The organism is Corynebacterium sp. ACRPH, assembly GCF_022347285.1.
In the GTDB taxonomy this organism is placed as follows: domain Bacteria; phylum Actinomycetota; class Actinomycetes; order Mycobacteriales; family Mycobacteriaceae; genus Corynebacterium.
Genome location: NZ_JAKRND010000015.1, coordinates 1 through 14,831 on the forward strand (window position 1 = coordinate 1; position 14,831 = coordinate 14,831).

Genomic DNA, 14,831 nt, shown 5'->3' on the forward strand with positions numbered 1-14,831 from the left:
CGGTGGATTGAAGGAAAATCGGGCCCGAATAAGGTTTGGAACCTTATTCAAGCCCGGTTTACATAGTCTGATCAGCAGATATGCTGAAAAATCAGACACACTTTTTGTCACTTAACCCACAGATAGGGAAGAGCAGCTTGAACACCTGCGCGCTTTGGGGATGGATGTCGACGAGACTCAGTTCAATCAGTGGGTCGGCAGCGTGGGGTATCACCGTCTTAGTAGCTATTGGTATGTAGCTCGAGAGTCGGTGGAAGGGAAGGCACAAACAGGTGGAAAACCGCGTCGGTTTCGTAACAAGACGAGGTTTGAAGATGTCGTAGCACTATACGAAGCGGATCGGAAACTTCGCACGTTGATCCACGATGGAATGGAAAGGGTGGAGGTGGCGCTTCGTGCGCAGCTTATTGAGCAGCTTTGCCTGCGTGTGGAGAGAGATCCCCTAGTGTATCTAGATGCTTCGACCTTTCGGGAGAAATTTAATCATCTAGAGTGGATCGCAACTATTTTTAGGCGCTTATCTAGAGCTGAGCAAAGAAGCGAAAGTATAAGGCACTATAGCGTGGCTTATGGTGGCCGTTATCCACTGTGGGTGGTAGCCGAAGCTATGGATTTTACGGACGCTTCGACCTTGTATAGTGGTCTCAATTTGGCTGATCAGATGGCTATTGCTGGGAGAATTGGAATCTTTTTTGACTGGGCAGAGCTTAGTTCCAATCAAAAGAAAAAGATGGAGAAACGTCATCATTTAGCTGCATGGTTAGAGCAGCTAACGGTATTACGGAATACATGCGCTCATCATGGTCGTGTGTGGAACAACGCATTCCCTCCAGCGCCAACTTCTGTCTTTCGGAACTATATTCCGTTACGAAACCTTCCAGAGTGTCAGAGTGTAAAAATATTTGGTTCTTTGGTTGTAATGTCGCAGATCCTAAATACGGTTTCTCCAGGAACGTCTTGGCCACAAAAGATCTGTGGCCTTCTGCTAGATGATTTTCTCGCGAACCCGCTTGTCAAAAGATCCCAGTTAGGGATTCCTAGAACGTGGAACGGGCAGGGCCTTTAGGGGATGAGGGGGAAATGATCGGTCACGAAAGCCGATGCATTGTGGCAGCGAATAGTACATCCGCCGAACCTAGCGATAGGATGGGCGGGTAAAACGAAAGCGATACACAATCGCTCGTAATCGACCACGTAGAGGGGCAATCACAGTGGCGGGCAACACCCAGCGCAGCGGAGGCGTGCGCAAGAAGAACAAGAAGGGCGCAACCAAGGGCTCCGGTGGCCAGGGGCGCCGCAGCCTGCGGGGCAAAGGGGCCACGCCGAAGGCGGAGGATCGCGTCTACCACGCCGCTTACAAGCGCAAGCAGGCCGCCAAGCGCCGGGCATCTGGTGCGCACGACCGCTTCGCAAAGGACGAGAACCAGGTGGAGCTGGTGGTCGGCCGCAACCCGGTGATCGAGTGCCTGCACGCCAAGGTCCCCGCCACCGCGCTGTACGTCGCGGAGGGCACCAAGAACGACGAGCGCCTGGCCGAGGCCGTCCACACCTGCGCCGACCGAGGCATTTCTGTGCTGGAGGTTTCCCGCGCCGAGCTGGATCGCATGACCGGCAACGGTATGCACCAGGGGATTGGCCTGCAGATCCCGCCCTACCAGTACACGCAGGTAGAAGACCTGATTCAGCAGGCTGCCTCTGCACCCCAGCCCGGTCTGGTCATCGCGCTGGATAACATCACCGACCCGCGCAACCTCGGTGCGGTTATCCGCTCCGTAGCGGCATTCGGCGGCCACGGCGTGATCATCCCGGAGCGCCGCAGCGCCTCAGTTACCGCCGTTGCTTGGCGCACCTCCGCTGGCACGGCCGCGCGCCTGCCCGTGGCAAAGGCCACCAACATGGTGCGTTCCCTGAAGCAGCTCCAGCAGGCCGGCTACCAGGTCGTGGGCCTGGACGCCGGCGGCGACCACACCCTCGATACCTACGACGGCACTACCCCGACCGTCATCGTCGTCGGCTCGGAGGGCAAGGGGCTGTCCCGCCTGGTTTCGGAGACCTGCGACACGATCATGTCGATCCCCATGGCCAAGTGGGTGGAATCCCTCAATGCGTCGGTCGCTGCGGGCGTGGTGCTCAGCGAGTTCGCCCGCCAGCGTCGCGCTGCTAAGTGACGCCCCCTCGTCTTCGCCTCTGCGGATTCCTCAGCAGGGGCTTCTAGTTTCTAAGGCTTAAGTCCTCGAATGTATGTCTCCACGAGCCAGGGCTGGTAATCGGGTACGAACTGTTGAGCTGTGTCTGGCAGCGGGCGGGTGATTGCCGCCAGGCCGAGGTGGAAATGTAATGCGTCCACGTCCTCTCTGAGGAGGTTCCAGCGGCGTGCACGGTGAAGCACCCTTTCTAACTGTTCCATCAGTTCGTTCATTCGAGGGACGAGGTCTGCCTCAAAGTCCAAGTTTTCCACAATGGTCGGCACTACCTGCGTGGCGATGGCTCCCAGCTGGAGCTCTGCGACGCTATGGACGAAACTGCTCCACGCTTCGGTGGCTTGTTGAGCGTTCTCCCATCCCGCCGTGTGGCGGTCGATGATGTCGATGAGGCGCTCGCGCCCGTAGTCGAAAAGCCCCGTCAGCAAGTCCTGCTTGGTGGGGAAGTGGCGGTAGAGGGTGCCGATGCCCACGCCGGCTTCGCTGGCAATAGTGCGCATTGAAACGTCGATCCCGACGGTGGAAAACATCCTCCAAGCTGCAATGAGTATTGCCTGCCTGTTCTCGTGTGCGTTCGCGCGCATAGCCAACCTTTCGCAATTTGTTGCTCTATCGCTTGCATTTTATCTAAACGGAACGTTATGATCCATTTTGTTAAAACGGAACACAACGTTCCGCTTTATGGGTCTCAGAAAGGGGAAACCCAATGTCCAACGCTGTAGATGCACAGAAGAATCCACCAACCCAAGCGCCTCCGGCTTCTGAGCGCAGTGGCAACGGTCGCCTCGCCGCCATCGTCGTTGCCCTCACGGGAATTATCACTCTGATGCTGTTGGCGTTCCTCACCCCGAGCATGAACTCCGGTCCGGAAGATTTGCCTCTTGCGGTTTCTGGCCCTGCGCCTGCAGTCCAGAAGGTTGAGGGAATGCTCGAGCAGAAGCAGCCCGGCGCCTTCGACGTCACCGCCTACGACAATCCAGACGAGGTAAAAACGAAGGTCCTGGAACGCGAAGCGATCGGCGGCATCACTATCGGCAAGGATGGCACCGTCGTCACCATCGCTAGCGGCGCCGGTTCCACATTCAAACAGATCATGACCGGCCTTGCCGATGGTATGAAGCAGCAGGGACAGAAGGTCACCGTGGAGGACGTCGCCCCGCTACCCGAAGGCGACCCGAACGGAATCGGCCTGAATACCCTTGCCCTGCCGCTGGCTTTCGGAGGCATGGCCTCGGCCGCGCTGCTGACCTTCGGGCTCAAGGGGCGTCGTTGGGGCCGGGTGGTCGGCGCAGCCGTGTTCTCCATTCTGGCCGGTCTGGTGCTCGGTGCGATCATGCAGTTCGGATATGACCTGTTCGACGGAAACTATCTTGAACTGGCGGGAATCCTCGCGCTGGGTATCGCCGGTACCTCGATGTTCGTACTCGGCATGGAATCCCTGCTCGGCGGCGCAGGTCTGGGCATCGGCGCGATCATCACTCTGTTTGTTTCCAACCCGCTGTCCGGCATAGCGACAGGCTGGCAGTGGCTGCCTAGCCCCTGGGGCTGGTTCGGCCAGTACCTACCCATCGGCGCAGCAGGAACGGCCGTGCGCTCTGTCGCCTACTTCGATGGCCACGGCATTACCCACGCGGTGGTTGTTTTGTTCTGCTGGGTCGCGCTCGGCGTGGGCATGGTCGCTCTGGCTTCGTGGCGGAAGCGTCGCGCTACTAAGTGACGCCCCCTTCGTCCCAGCCGTAGCCGGCTCCAGCGCTAGCCAATAATTCGCGCTAGCCGAACATTTCCTCCTGCTTATCCCACTGAACCTGCGCCCACGCCTCCCGCAACTCGGGCTGTGGGTCGTAGATGGTTTCCTCGCCGGTGGGGAAGTGGGCGTCAAAAACCTGCGTGGCGAAGCCCAGCGAATAAGGATCAAAACCGGGGTCGTGAGAGTGCACGAACTGCCTCCACCGCGACTGCATAGCGACGGTGGTGGCGCGCATCTCGTCACGGCCACCGAGTAGCACGGCAATGCGCCCCTTGTCCTGGTCATAGCGCTGGAAGAGGATCGGCAGATCCAGGGCGTGCATCGCGCCCATGCCGGAATAGCGCAGGAACGGGGTAGTGGTATCCAGTCGGTAAACCCACGCCCGGTCGCTCGGGTGATTCTGCGCCAAGTACCAGGAGGGGCCGGTGAACAGCGCATCGCCGAAGAAACGCCCCTTGAGCTTGCGGGACTTCGGGCCACCGTAGTGCTGCTCCAGGATGTTGGCGGCCTGAGCATCGGCGCCGGAAATCGCGTGGGCGAACGTGCGCGTGCGCGTGTACTGCATGGAGCTACGCTTCGGCTCCAGGTGCATCATGTCGTACTCGTTGCGGTTCGTGCCGATCAGCATTGGCACATCCATCATCGCACCGGGGGAAAGGGGGTGCTCCGGCAGCAGGTCCTCGTCGATAACCGGAGCAAACGGGCCGGCCTTGGAGATCGGATTGTCCGCGTGGAAGCGCACGATCTCGTCCGAGAGGCGACCCAGAATTGCGTGCTCGGCGGTAAGCAGGTCTTCGGTGGCGGCTGCAAGCTCCTCGTCGCTGAGCTCCGGTGGGACCTGGCGAACCGGGGTGCGCTGGTCCATCGGCAGGGATTCTTCCGCGCGCATGCGGTGCAGCCAGCGGGCGGCGAAGTCCGTCCAATACCTCGCATTCGCGCGGGTGTGGACGATCATCGGGGCGGGGGATTGCGCGATGGTCGCGCTGAACAGACCCTTCGCGGACGGGGTGGCCATCAGTGCGGTGACCATGGAGCCACCACTGGATTCGCCCATGATGGTTACGCGGTCGGGATCGCCGCCGAAAGCGCGGGCGTTGTCGTGGATCCAGCGCAGTGCCGTCAGCAGGTCGGAGTGGCCCGCGTTGCTATCCATGCCCTCCGGTGTATGCGTGCCTTCGCCCAGAGCCAGCTGGCCAAAGATGCCCACGCGGTAGTTCACGGCCACGTACACACAATCGATGGCCTGGGCGAAGTACTCGCCGGAAAGCAGGGGCTTGTTCGCCGAGCCGTGGATGTTCGACCCGCCGTGGAAGTAGACCACCACCGGGCGGCCGGCTTCCGGGTCGATGGCTGGGGTAGGTGAGTCCGCCGGGCGGGGAACGACCACGTTCAGCCAGAGGCAATCCTCCGTGCCCTCCCAGTTGCCGGCGGACTTGCGCGCCGGGCGGTATTGCGAGCACGCATCGCCGGAGGTGGCGGCGTTGAACACGCCTTCCCACGGGGCGATGGGTTCGGCACGGCGGAAGCGGCGCTTCCCGGTGGGCTTTTCGGCGTAGGGGATTCCACGGAAGGCGGTCACGCCGGTTTCCGCGTGGCCTTTAACTAGCCCGGTGGTGGTGCGGACGATCCAAGGGTTGGTGGGTTGTGAGTTCGCAGTCGTCTCGGTAATCACAAGTGCTACCTTAACGAGCCGCGCTGCCCCTGGCCCTCTTCCGGGGGCAGTGCTTATTTTTTATGCGCTTTACGCACCCGGTTGTTCTAGGCGTGGTGCGCGTGACCTGCGGCCTCGTTGCTGGTTTGCTTCGAGATCGACTCGCCAGCAGCCGAATACTCCCGCGCTCGCACCGCATCCGCCTGCACATTCCGGGAACGCATCCACGCGATCCCGCGGCAGATCAGGTAGATCACAAAGCTCAAGGTAGTCACGAACACCGAAACCGGCAGCCCCGGCGCCAGCGATGCCACCAGCCCGCCGACCGCCGACACCACGGAGAAAACGCCCGACAGCACCACTGCCAATACCGGGTTGCTGGTCACCTTCACCGCTGCTGCGCCGGGCGTGATCAGCAGCGCGATCAACAGCAGGGCGCCGACGATCTGCACGCCCTGGCTGGCCACCACACCGATCAGCGCGGCGAACACCAGCGCCAACGTGCGCACCTTCACACCCGAGGCTGCGGCCAGCACCGGATCCACCGTGGCGAACAGCAGCGGCCGCCACAGCAACGCCATCGTCACCACCACCAGCACGGCCAGTACAGCCAGGATGCCCAGCGACGCGGAGCTCACGCCCACAATTTGGCCCGTTAGCAGGCTAAACGCGGCGGAAGACCTGCCTGGGTAGAGGTAGATAAACAGCACGGATAGACCCATGCCGAAGCTCAAGATCACCGCCACGATGGCGTCCTGCTCCCTTTGCCCCAGCGCGGTCAGCGCCACGGCGGCCAGCACCGCGCCGATCAGCGCGCCCCAGCTCACGCTAAAGCCGAACAGCAGCGCGGCGGCGGCGCCCATCAGCGCCAGCTCGCCGGTGGAGTGCGCGGCGAAGCTCATCTTCCGCATCACGATCAGCGGGGCGATCGCGCCAGAGACGATGCCCAGCAGCAGGGCCGCCAGCAGTGCGTTCTGCACGAAGTCCACCGAAAGCAGCGCGAGGGTGTCCTCCCACCAGTCGCCGGTCTGAAATTGGCTACTCATACGACCACCAGCTTTCCGTCTACGTTCACTACCTTCACGTCCGTTTGGTACAGGCGGGAGAGCGTCTCGCTGTTCATTACCTCGTCCACCGTGCCGATCGTGTGGCCGTGCGGGGCGAGGTATAGCACCCGGTCGGTCACGTTAAGAATCGGATTGATGCCGTGGGTGACGAACACGATTGCCGTGTCGTGCTCCCGCCGCCTGCGATCCAGCAGTTCCACGGTCTTCTTCTGCGCGCGCAGGTCCAGGGAAAGCAGCGGCTCGTCGCACAGCAGCAGCTCCGGATCCTGCGCCATCGCCTGCGCCTGCCGGATCAGCTGTTGCTGCCCGCCGGATAGCTCGCCGACCCGCCGATTGGCCAGGCCGGTCGCGCCTACTTCTTCCAGCGCCGCGTCGATCTGGGCTTTCTTCGGTCGCCTATTCTTTATGACGCCCGCTGCGAGCGCGAGGCCAACCAGATCTCTCGCGCGTAGCGGAATGGTCGGGTCGAACATCCTCTGCTGGGGGATGTATCCCAGCTTGTCCGTCACCTTGACGCTGCCGCGACTGAGTCTGCGGGTGCCGAGGGCGACGTTCAGCAGGGTGGATTTTCCCACTCCGTTGGGCCCCAAGATAGCCAAAAACTCCCCTGGCGCGACCTCGAGGTTGAGGTCGCGCCAGAGGGGTTCGACTGCCGCTTCGCGGAGAGCGAGAACCATTACTTGGTTGCATCCTCCAATTGCTTGATCAGGGCATCGGCGTACTCGAAGTAATCCTGACCCTCATCGGGGGTTTCGTTGACGTTTACTACCTTAATGCCAGCTTCCTTGGCTGCGTCGGTCAGCTGTTCGGCAGCCGGGGTTTCCGACTGCTCGTTGGTGATGAGGATGTCGGCCTTCTTGTCCGTGATCAGCTGGCGGGTGGCCGCCAGATCTGCGGCGGAAGGCTCGGACTCGTTATTCACCGAGTGGGCAAAGCCCTCCGGGGTGATGTCCTTCAGCTCGGAATCGTCCACCAGCTCGGCGGCGACGGACTCGGTGAGGATGACGTTCTTGCCGCTCAGCTTCTCGATGCGCTGCTTCAGCTCGTCGGTCTTCTTAGTGACGTCCTCGTTGGATTCCGGGATGTCGGAGTTGAGCTTGTGCAGCTCGGCGGAGAGTTTTTGCTCGAACTCAGAGACGACGTCCAGGTCGAACCAGACGTGGGGGTTGGCTCCACCGTGGTCGTGCCCCTCGTGACCGTGCTCGTCACCATGCTCATGGTCGTGCCCCTCGTGATCGTGCTCGTCGCCATGCTCGTGGTCGTGACCCTCGTGTTCATCGTGCCCGGCATCTTCGCCGTGCTCGTGGTCATGTCCGTGCTCGTGGTCGTGACCCTCGTCACCGTGGCCATCGCCGTGGTGGTGCGCCTCGGCCAGCGGCTGAGCCGTAACCAGCGGAGTGCCCTCCTCCACGTTGTCGGTCAGCCAGTTGTCGTAGCCCGCGCCGTTGGCGACTACGATGTCCGCGTCCTTAACCGCCGCGATGTCACGGGCAGTGGCCTCGTACTCGTGCGGGTCGTCGTCCTTGCTGCTGAGGATGGTGGTCACCTCGACGTCATCGTGACCCTCGGTGATGTCTTCCGCGATGCTTCCCCAGATGGATGTGGAGGCGACGAGCTTGATCTTGTCTCCGTCGGCGGCGGAATCCTCGGAGCCGCCGGCGCAGGCGGTTACGCCCAACGCCAACGTTGCGATGCTGAACACTGCTGCGATATTGGCAACCATTTTCTTCATTCTTCCGAGGTTAGTGGTCACGAAAACGATCGTCAATATTAAGTTTGAATCTTCTACGGAACCCCACGACAGCCCGGAGAAGGTGGCGTCAACCCCCAAGAAGGAAGGGCCGGCGACTACCCTTAAGAGAATGAACAGACCAGCACGGCGCGGCACCTTGGCCTCCATTGCGGCCGAACTGGGCGTTTCGCGCACCACGGTGTCCAATGCGTACAACCGCCCGGACCAGCTTTCGCCCGAGCTGCGCGACAAGATCCTGCACGTCGCGGCGAAGGTCGGCTACCCAGGGCCGGACCCGATGGCACGCTCGCTGCGCACGCGCCGGGCAGGGGCGATCGGCGTGCTGTTGACCGAAGAGCTGCCCTATGCGTTCGAGGATCAGGCCTCGCTGGAGTTCGTCTCCGGTGTGTCGGTGAGCTGCGGGGCGATGGACGCCTCCATGCTGCTGATCCCGGCGGGCGTGGACGATAACCCCACCGCCGACCGCCCCGCACAGCTGGTGAACCAGGCCAGCGTGGACGGATTCATCGTCTATTCCGTGGCAGTCGACGACCCGTACCTGGCCGCCGTCCGAAACCGTGGTCTGCCGACCGTGGTGTGCGACCAGCCCGCCGCAGTGGGTGACCCCTTCGTGGGCATCGACGACCGCGAGGCCATCAAGCCCGCTATTCGCGAACTCGTCGACGCAGGCCACCGCCACATCGGTGTGCTGTGTATCCGCCTGGACCGCACCCCGAACAACGGCCCGGTGAGCGACGAACGCATTCAGGCCGCTCACATGCACGTACAGCGCTCGCGAGTGCTGGGAGTCCTGGACGTGCTCGAGGAGGCCGGGATCTCGGACGCACCCATCGTCGAGCGGCACATCAACAATCCCCAGACCGCCTATGAAGCCGCCCAGGAGCTGCTGACCAACCACCCCGAGCTCACCGCCGTCGCCTGCACCACCGATTCGCAGGCTCTCGGGGTGGTGCGCTACGCAGCTGAGCAGGGGATCGACGTACCAGGCCAGCTCTCTGTTACGGGCTTCGACGGTATTCCCGAAGCTTTTGACGCCCACATCACAACCGTCCGCCAACCCAGCAAAGACAAGGGACTGGAGAGCGGCAATATGCTTTCCGAGCTCATCGAACAGCGGTTGAGCGAAAACCCGGCCAAGCCCGCCCGCCGAGCGGCGGCGCCGAGCGTGCTGCTGGAGACTGAGCTAATCCGCGGAACGTCCGTCGCGGCGCCGCAGTAGATCCTGCAGGAAGTCCCGGACGTCCTCCGGGGTGTCCAAGCGGTGCGTGGCGGAGGTCTCGCCGCCGCCGACGCGGATGCCGACGTCCGGGGCGGGCGCGGTGGCCGGCGGGGTGTCGTCAACGCCCGCGGAGTCTGCGGGGGAGTCTGCAGCAGGGGAGTAGTGCAGCGTGGAGAGCGCCGTCTCGTCCGTCGTGTCATCCCCCGCGAACAGCACCCGCAGTTCCCGGCCGTGCTGGCGGGCATAGGCGCGGCGGAAATCCTCGATGTAGGAGCCCTTGGTGGTCTTATCCACCGCGACTTCCAGGATGTCCTTACCCCATGTCACGTGGGATAATTCGCTGGTGGCGGCGAAGTCCGCCAGGCGCTGATTCAACTGTGCGGCCAGCTGCTTATCCGGCACCAGGCGGGTGTGCAGCCCCACCGCCAGGGGCTTGACCTCCACCCATGCGCCCTCGTGCTCAGTGGCGATGGACTCCGCGTGGGAGTGCAGCTCGCCCAGCCAGGCTTGCTGCTCCGGGCTTAGGTTCGCTGTGCCACCGGCGGCGGGTTCCGCGCCGTGGCTGCCGACCAGGCGCACCGGGCCGTGCACCGGCAGCATCGTCGCATGTGCAAGCTGCTCCAAGTTGCGCCCGGAAATCACCATCGCCACCGTGTTCGGCAGCTCCGCCAGCCCCTTCAGGGCCTCCATCGCACCCGGCACGGCATGCACGCCCGTGGGCTCGTCCGAGAAGTGGGCTAGGGTGCCGTCGAAATCCATCGCTACCAGTAAGTCTGGGGTGGCGGCCAGGTCGGAGAGGTCGGCGTCAGAAAGAAAGGGCAGTAACGAACCATCCATGCGCCTAATCCTCCTGCGGACCGCTAATGAACTCAACTGCCGGGACGGACTGCCAATCCTGCTTGTCCTCCGGCGCGGGCTGCTGCAGCTTCAGCGAATTATCGGAAGGGCGGGTGTAGGTGAGGTCTTGGTCGTTGAGGACGGACTTCAGGCGGTCGGCAGTGTCCTCGTCGCCCGGCAGGCATTGGGCGCCGTCGATGCGGGAGGAGGAAAAGTCGGTGATGTGTATGGACTCGTCCTTCCACTCCACGTTTCCGGTCAAGTGGATGCAGCCGCTGGCGCCGTTTAGCGATTCCATGCCGAAGATCAAGTAACTGCGGCCCTGCTGGGCTTCCGGCAACAGGCCGCCACGCACGTCCGAATCGTAGATCGCCGAAACCTGCCACTGGGAGTTGCCCAGCGGCGCCTCCGGATCAGAGCATGCCGAAAGACCGGCCACGGTTGCAGCGCTCAAACCCAGTGCGAGGAAAGTAGTGGCACGACGCATTATTCAACCTCCCGCAGCTGCTGCAAGAACGCATCGGCCCAACGGTTTACGTCGTGATCCTGCAGGTGCTCCCACATCTGGCGCATGCGGCGAATCTTATTCGCGGGCTCGTCCTCGATGGCCAGCTGCAGCGCGTCGGCAATGGAATCGACATCGTGCGGATTGCACAGGTACGCCTGCACCAGCTGTGTGGCCGCGCCTGCGAACTCCGAGAGCACCAGCGCGCCCGAACCGTCCGAGTGGCAGGCCACATACTCCTTGGCCACCAGGTTCATGCCATCCTTCAGCGGGGTGATCAGCATGACGTCTGCCGCGGTGTACAGCGCCACGATCTGCTCGAACGGCAGGCCGGAGTGCATGTAGTGGATCAGCGAGCGCCCCAGGCTGCCGTGGTTGCCGTTGATGCGGGAAACGATGGCCTCCACCTGCTGGCGGGTGCGCCGATAATCATCCAGCCGTTCGCGCGACGGGGTGGCGACCTGCACCATTGCCACGTCTTCCGGAGCCAGGCGGCCGGAGTCCAAGAGGAACTCGATGGCCTCCAGCCGGTGCTGGATGCCCTTGGTGTAGTCCAGCCGATCCACGCCCGCGATCAGCACCTTCGGGTTGCCCAGCCGGGCGCGCAGGTCGCTGGCCTGGGCCAGCACGTCCGGCTGGTTGGCCTGCGCGTTTACCTTCGCAGAGTCGATGGAAATAGGGAACACTCCCACCTTGACCTGGCGGCCGGAATCCAGCGTGACGGTGCCGACCACCTGCGCCTCTTCCGGCAGGCGGGCGCCGCGCAGGAAGTTCGCGGACTCGGAATCGTCCATGATCTGCACCGAATAGTCCATAGCCCGCAGCGCCACCATGAAGTTCCGCGCGGAATCCTGGGTGTGGAAGCCCACCACGTCCGCGCCCAGCGTGCCGTCGAGCACCTGGCGGCGCCACGGTAGCTGGCGGAATAGCTCCGGGGCGGGGAAGGGGATGTGCAGGAAGAAGCCGATGCAGACATCGTCGCGTAGTTCGCGCAGCTGCCCGGGAACCAGGTGCAGCTGATAATCCTGCACCCAGACGGTTGCGTCCTGCGCGGCCGTATCGGCAGCTGCCTGGGCAAAGCGCTGGTTAACCTGCTGGTAGCGCTCCCACCAGCGCTTATCGTAGGTGGGATGCACGATCAGGTCGTGGTACAGGGGCCACAGGGTGGCATTGGAAAACCCTTCGTAGAACTGCGCGAAATCCTGTGCGTCCAGGTTCACCGGAACCATCTGGATACCGGCTTCCTCCGGCGCGGGCATATCCTCGGCCGCGACCTTGTCCGTCGCCCCCGGCCAGCCGATCCACGCGCCGCGGTTGGATTCCAGCACCGGCTTCAGCGCAGTGACCAGCCCACCCGGAGAAGGAACCCACGTGACCTCCCCGGTGGAGCCATCCACGTTGCGGTCGACGGGAAGGCGATTGGCGACAACCAGAAAATCGGACTGCATGTGTATCACCCGTGTCGGTGCAGTTAGGCGGTAATTCGCTACGTGCTACTCGCTAGCCTTGGTAGCTTTCTTCGCCGTCTTCTTAGTGGTTTTCTTTGCGGCCTTCTTGGTGGTCTTTTTCGTAGACTTCTTTGCGGCCTTCTTAGTCGTCTTCTTCGTCGACTTCTTGGCCGTCTTCTTTGCAGCCTTCTTGGTGGTCTTGCGGGTGGACCTCTTGGCCTCCTGCTCCGCCTCCTCGAGCTCGGCAACCACGCGGCGGTGGATCAGACCCTCCGGCTCCACGCCCAGCATGCACATTAGCGTTGCAGCGTCGAGGAAGTCCTCGGAGAAGGTCGCGACGATGCGCTGCGCTGCCTGTGCGGTTTCCGCTTCTACCGCGTGCAGGGATTCATTGTTGGCGGAACGGTTGTCGGTGACCTTCGGAGGCACGAGCCTGACCCCATTTCTACAAAGTCGACGTACGGAACTTTAAGTCTCAACTTTAAATATTTTACGCGATTTAGTGTTCGCTCGTGCCCGCCGGGTGGTCTTCGGGCTGTTCTTCGCCCTCTGCCGCGCGCATCTCGCTATCCAGCTGCCACGTACTCTTCGACGCGCTCTTGCGGCGCCTACGCCAGTGCAGGGGCTGGCGCACCCGTCCGTCGGCGCCCATCCGGGGCTTGTTCTGGTTCGTCCGGCGGGGATCCACGCGGGGGCGCCGCAACTGCTGGTAGCGGTGCAGGATGCGGGGGCGACGAATGCGGCGGGCGATCCATTCGCCCAGCACCACGCCTGCGGCCAGCGCGGTGGCGGTTGTGAGGGCGAGGCCCAGATTGGACATACCGACGACGAATTGGTCGTTGAGAACGGAGCTCATGCCCCGGTACAGCGCCAGGCCGGGCAGGAACGGGGTGATGCCCGCGGCAGCGGTGATCTGCGGGGGAATCATGTAGCGACGGGAAAGCAGACCACCGGCCAGGCCGACGACCAGGGCGGCCATAGCGTTGCCGAAGGTGCCGGGCCAGTTGAGTACGTTCGTCACGCTGAACAGGGCCAGCGAGGCGATTAGAGCCGTCAGGCTGGCGACCACGGTGGCGCGCCGCTCGCAGAAGCAGGCGCTGCAGAAGAATGCCGTGGCCACAGCGCCCGAGATGATCTGAATGGTCACCGACCCCAGCACACCCGAGGTATGAGTCGTATCCAACGGCGGCAGGGTAATCCCCATAACGGCCATCGTCTGAATACCGGCAGCAATGCCGGTGATGATGCCGCCGGTCTGCAGAACTGTCTCATAGAAACGTGCCGCGGAGGTCACCGGGGCGCCCGTTATGCCGTCCTGTAGCGCCTGAACCAGCGTCAATCCTGCGAGCAGGGCGACAATAGAAGAACCAATAATCAACGAGGGCGGCAGGTAGAAATCGATCCGATCCGCAATCGAATACGTCACCGCCGCCGGGATCACCGCCGCGAATCCGCCGAGAACGTTCTGGAAGAACAGCGGCAGGGACTTCGAGGCCAACCAGGCGTTGGCGAACATGGTGAAGATCGTGGTGATGCCTGCGACAATCGCCACGGCCCAACCACCACCGAGCAGCAGCGCGACGGCAGCGGCGAACCCGCCCCAGCTGGCCAGCGCATAGCGGTTGCGGTAGGGCAGCAGGGAAGTTTCAATGTCGAAGAGGATCTTCTGCGCCATCTCCAAGGGGGTGGCGCCCGCGACGATCGAGCGGATGAGCCGGTCGACCTCTGTGATGCGGGAAAAGTCCGTCGACAGCTGCCGCACTACGCGAAACATGTTCGTCGGCGGGGTGTTTTCGTTGAAGCGCGAGTAGACGTAGATCGTGTTCAACGTGATGTCGACGTGCGTATTGTTCAGGCCGTAGGCACTCATGATGCTTCGGATCTGCGCCTTCGCATCCGAATTGCTGGTGCCCGCGGTGAGGAGTTGGTCGCCGATGCGGCTGGCCAGGTCCATCACTGCGTGGATCTTCACGGGATCGGAAAGATCCACCGGCGCCAAAGGAGATGGCGGCGGTGCTAAGCGGATAGCATCGATCGTTGCCCTGTTGCCGGAAAACAGCAGGTCAGAGCCCTTCCTCAATGCCTTCGACATGAAACTAGACACTCCCACACCGTACATCGGGGCTAGGGAGATTTCACAAGAGCCTGTTCCCCCAGGTGAGATGGGGTGCAGCAGGGAAGTTTTACTTTTCGCAGGTGTGGCTTGCTAGGCTTGGAAAGTCCATCGCCTGCGGGTGCGCCCCGGCTGTCGCCGGTTGCTAAAGCTCGCTTTTAAATGGTGGATCAGTGCTGGAGTGGCGCAATCGGTAGCGCAACGGTCTTGTAAACCGTAGGTTGCGAGTTCAAGTCTCGTCTCCAGCTCACCTCGCGCCTGGGGAGCTCGCCCGCCTTTCGTGGCGGCGG

14 protein-coding genes and 1 tRNA gene are annotated in these 14,831 nt (G+C 62.5%); 5 read left to right on the forward strand and 10 right to left on the reverse strand.

The window, feature by feature from the left end; genetic code table 11:
• Nucleotides 1–160: 160 nt before the first annotated feature.
• Together MHX66_RS08265 and rlmB are read left to right on the forward strand one after the other, a co-directional pair.
• Complete coding sequence (locus MHX66_RS08265; protein ID WP_239202158.1) at nucleotides 161–1,066, forward strand: Abi family protein; 906 nt, start codon at nucleotides 161–163, stop codon at nucleotides 1,064–1,066.
• A gap of 145 nt (nucleotides 1,067–1,211) precedes the next feature.
• A complete protein-coding gene (gene rlmB, locus MHX66_RS08270; RefSeq protein ID WP_034971815.1) occupies nucleotides 1,212–2,168 on the forward strand; it encodes a 23S rRNA (guanosine(2251)-2'-O)-methyltransferase RlmB in 957 nt (318 codons plus the stop codon).
• A 50-nt stretch (nucleotides 2,169–2,218) separates the two neighbouring features.
• On the opposite strand, the gene MHX66_RS08275 is transcribed toward rlmB, so the two are convergent.
• A complete protein-coding gene (locus tag MHX66_RS08275; protein ID WP_255717329.1) occupies nucleotides 2,219–2,785 on the reverse strand; it encodes a TetR/AcrR family transcriptional regulator in 567 nt (188 codons plus the stop codon).
• Between the two features lie 122 nt (nucleotides 2,786–2,907).
• On the opposite strand from MHX66_RS08275, the gene MHX66_RS08280 reads away from it, so the two are divergent.
• Entirely contained in the window at nucleotides 2,908–3,918 is a 1,011-nt protein-coding gene (locus MHX66_RS08280) for an ABC transporter permease (RefSeq protein WP_011273036.1), read from the forward strand.
• Nucleotides 3,919–3,970: 52 nt separating this feature from the next.
• Here MHX66_RS08280 and MHX66_RS08285 read toward each other — a convergent pair whose 3' ends face one another.
• The 4 genes from MHX66_RS08285 to MHX66_RS08300 form a co-directional block, all read right to left on the reverse strand.
• Nucleotides 3,971–5,620 carry a carboxylesterase/lipase family protein gene (locus MHX66_RS08285; RefSeq protein WP_011273037.1) on the reverse strand — a complete coding sequence of 550 codons (1,650 nt, stop codon included), beginning with the start codon at nucleotides 5,618–5,620 and terminating at the stop codon, nucleotides 3,971–3,973.
• An 86-nt stretch (nucleotides 5,621–5,706) separates the two neighbouring features.
• On the reverse strand, nucleotides 5,707–6,645 hold the full coding sequence (locus MHX66_RS08290) for a metal ABC transporter permease (protein ID WP_035007504.1): 939 nt from the start codon (nucleotides 6,643–6,645) through the stop codon (nucleotides 5,707–5,709).
• Nucleotides 6,642–7,343, reverse strand: a complete 702-nt coding sequence (locus MHX66_RS08295; protein ID WP_070487275.1) for a metal ABC transporter ATP-binding protein — start codon at nucleotides 7,341–7,343, stop codon at nucleotides 6,642–6,644. The genes MHX66_RS08290 and MHX66_RS08295 overlap by 4 nt, the downstream gene beginning before the upstream one ends.
• On the reverse strand, nucleotides 7,343–8,389 hold the full coding sequence (locus tag MHX66_RS08300) for a metal ABC transporter solute-binding protein, Zn/Mn family (protein WP_239202248.1): 1,047 nt from the start codon (nucleotides 8,387–8,389) through the stop codon (nucleotides 7,343–7,345). The genes MHX66_RS08295 and MHX66_RS08300 overlap by 1 nt, the downstream gene beginning before the upstream one ends.
• Nucleotides 8,390–8,528: 139 nt before the next feature.
• On the opposite strand from MHX66_RS08300, the gene MHX66_RS08305 reads away from it, so the two are divergent.
• The gene (locus MHX66_RS08305; RefSeq protein ID WP_239202160.1) at nucleotides 8,529–9,638 is read left to right on the forward strand and encodes a LacI family DNA-binding transcriptional regulator; all 1,110 of its coding nucleotides are present in this window, start codon (nucleotides 8,529–8,531) and stop codon (nucleotides 9,636–9,638) included.
• On the opposite strand, the gene otsB is transcribed toward MHX66_RS08305, so the two are convergent.
• From otsB to MHX66_RS08330, 5 genes are all read right to left on the reverse strand, one after another.
• Nucleotides 9,603–10,475 (reverse strand): trehalose-phosphatase, encoded by an 873-nt coding sequence (otsB, locus tag MHX66_RS08310; RefSeq protein ID WP_239202161.1) that lies wholly within the window; start codon nucleotides 10,473–10,475, stop codon nucleotides 9,603–9,605. The two genes, MHX66_RS08305 and otsB, sit on opposite strands and share 36 nt — an antisense overlap.
• A 4-nt stretch (nucleotides 10,476–10,479) precedes the next feature.
• Nucleotides 10,480–10,962: an META domain-containing protein gene (locus tag MHX66_RS08315; protein WP_239202168.1), complete on the reverse strand. Its 483-nt coding sequence runs from the start codon at nucleotides 10,960–10,962 to the stop codon at nucleotides 10,480–10,482.
• On the reverse strand, nucleotides 10,962–12,428 hold the full coding sequence (locus MHX66_RS08320; protein ID WP_239202170.1) for a trehalose-6-phosphate synthase: 1,467 nt from the start codon (nucleotides 12,426–12,428) through the stop codon (nucleotides 10,962–10,964). Before MHX66_RS08320 ends, MHX66_RS08315 begins: the two co-directional genes overlap by 1 nt.
• 45 nt (nucleotides 12,429–12,473) lie before the next feature.
• Nucleotides 12,474–12,857, reverse strand: a complete 384-nt coding sequence (locus MHX66_RS08325; RefSeq protein ID WP_239202172.1) for a hypothetical protein — start codon at nucleotides 12,855–12,857, stop codon at nucleotides 12,474–12,476.
• A gap of 70 nt (nucleotides 12,858–12,927) precedes the next feature.
• Nucleotides 12,928–14,520 (reverse strand): threonine/serine exporter ThrE family protein, encoded by a 1,593-nt coding sequence (locus tag MHX66_RS08330; protein WP_239202174.1) that lies wholly within the window; start codon nucleotides 14,518–14,520, stop codon nucleotides 12,928–12,930.
• Between the two features lie 196 nt (nucleotides 14,521–14,716).
• Here MHX66_RS08330 and MHX66_RS08335 point away from each other — a divergent pair.
• Nucleotides 14,717–14,789, forward strand: a tRNA-Thr gene (locus MHX66_RS08335).
• The last annotated feature ends 42 nt before the right edge of the window (nucleotides 14,790–14,831 follow it).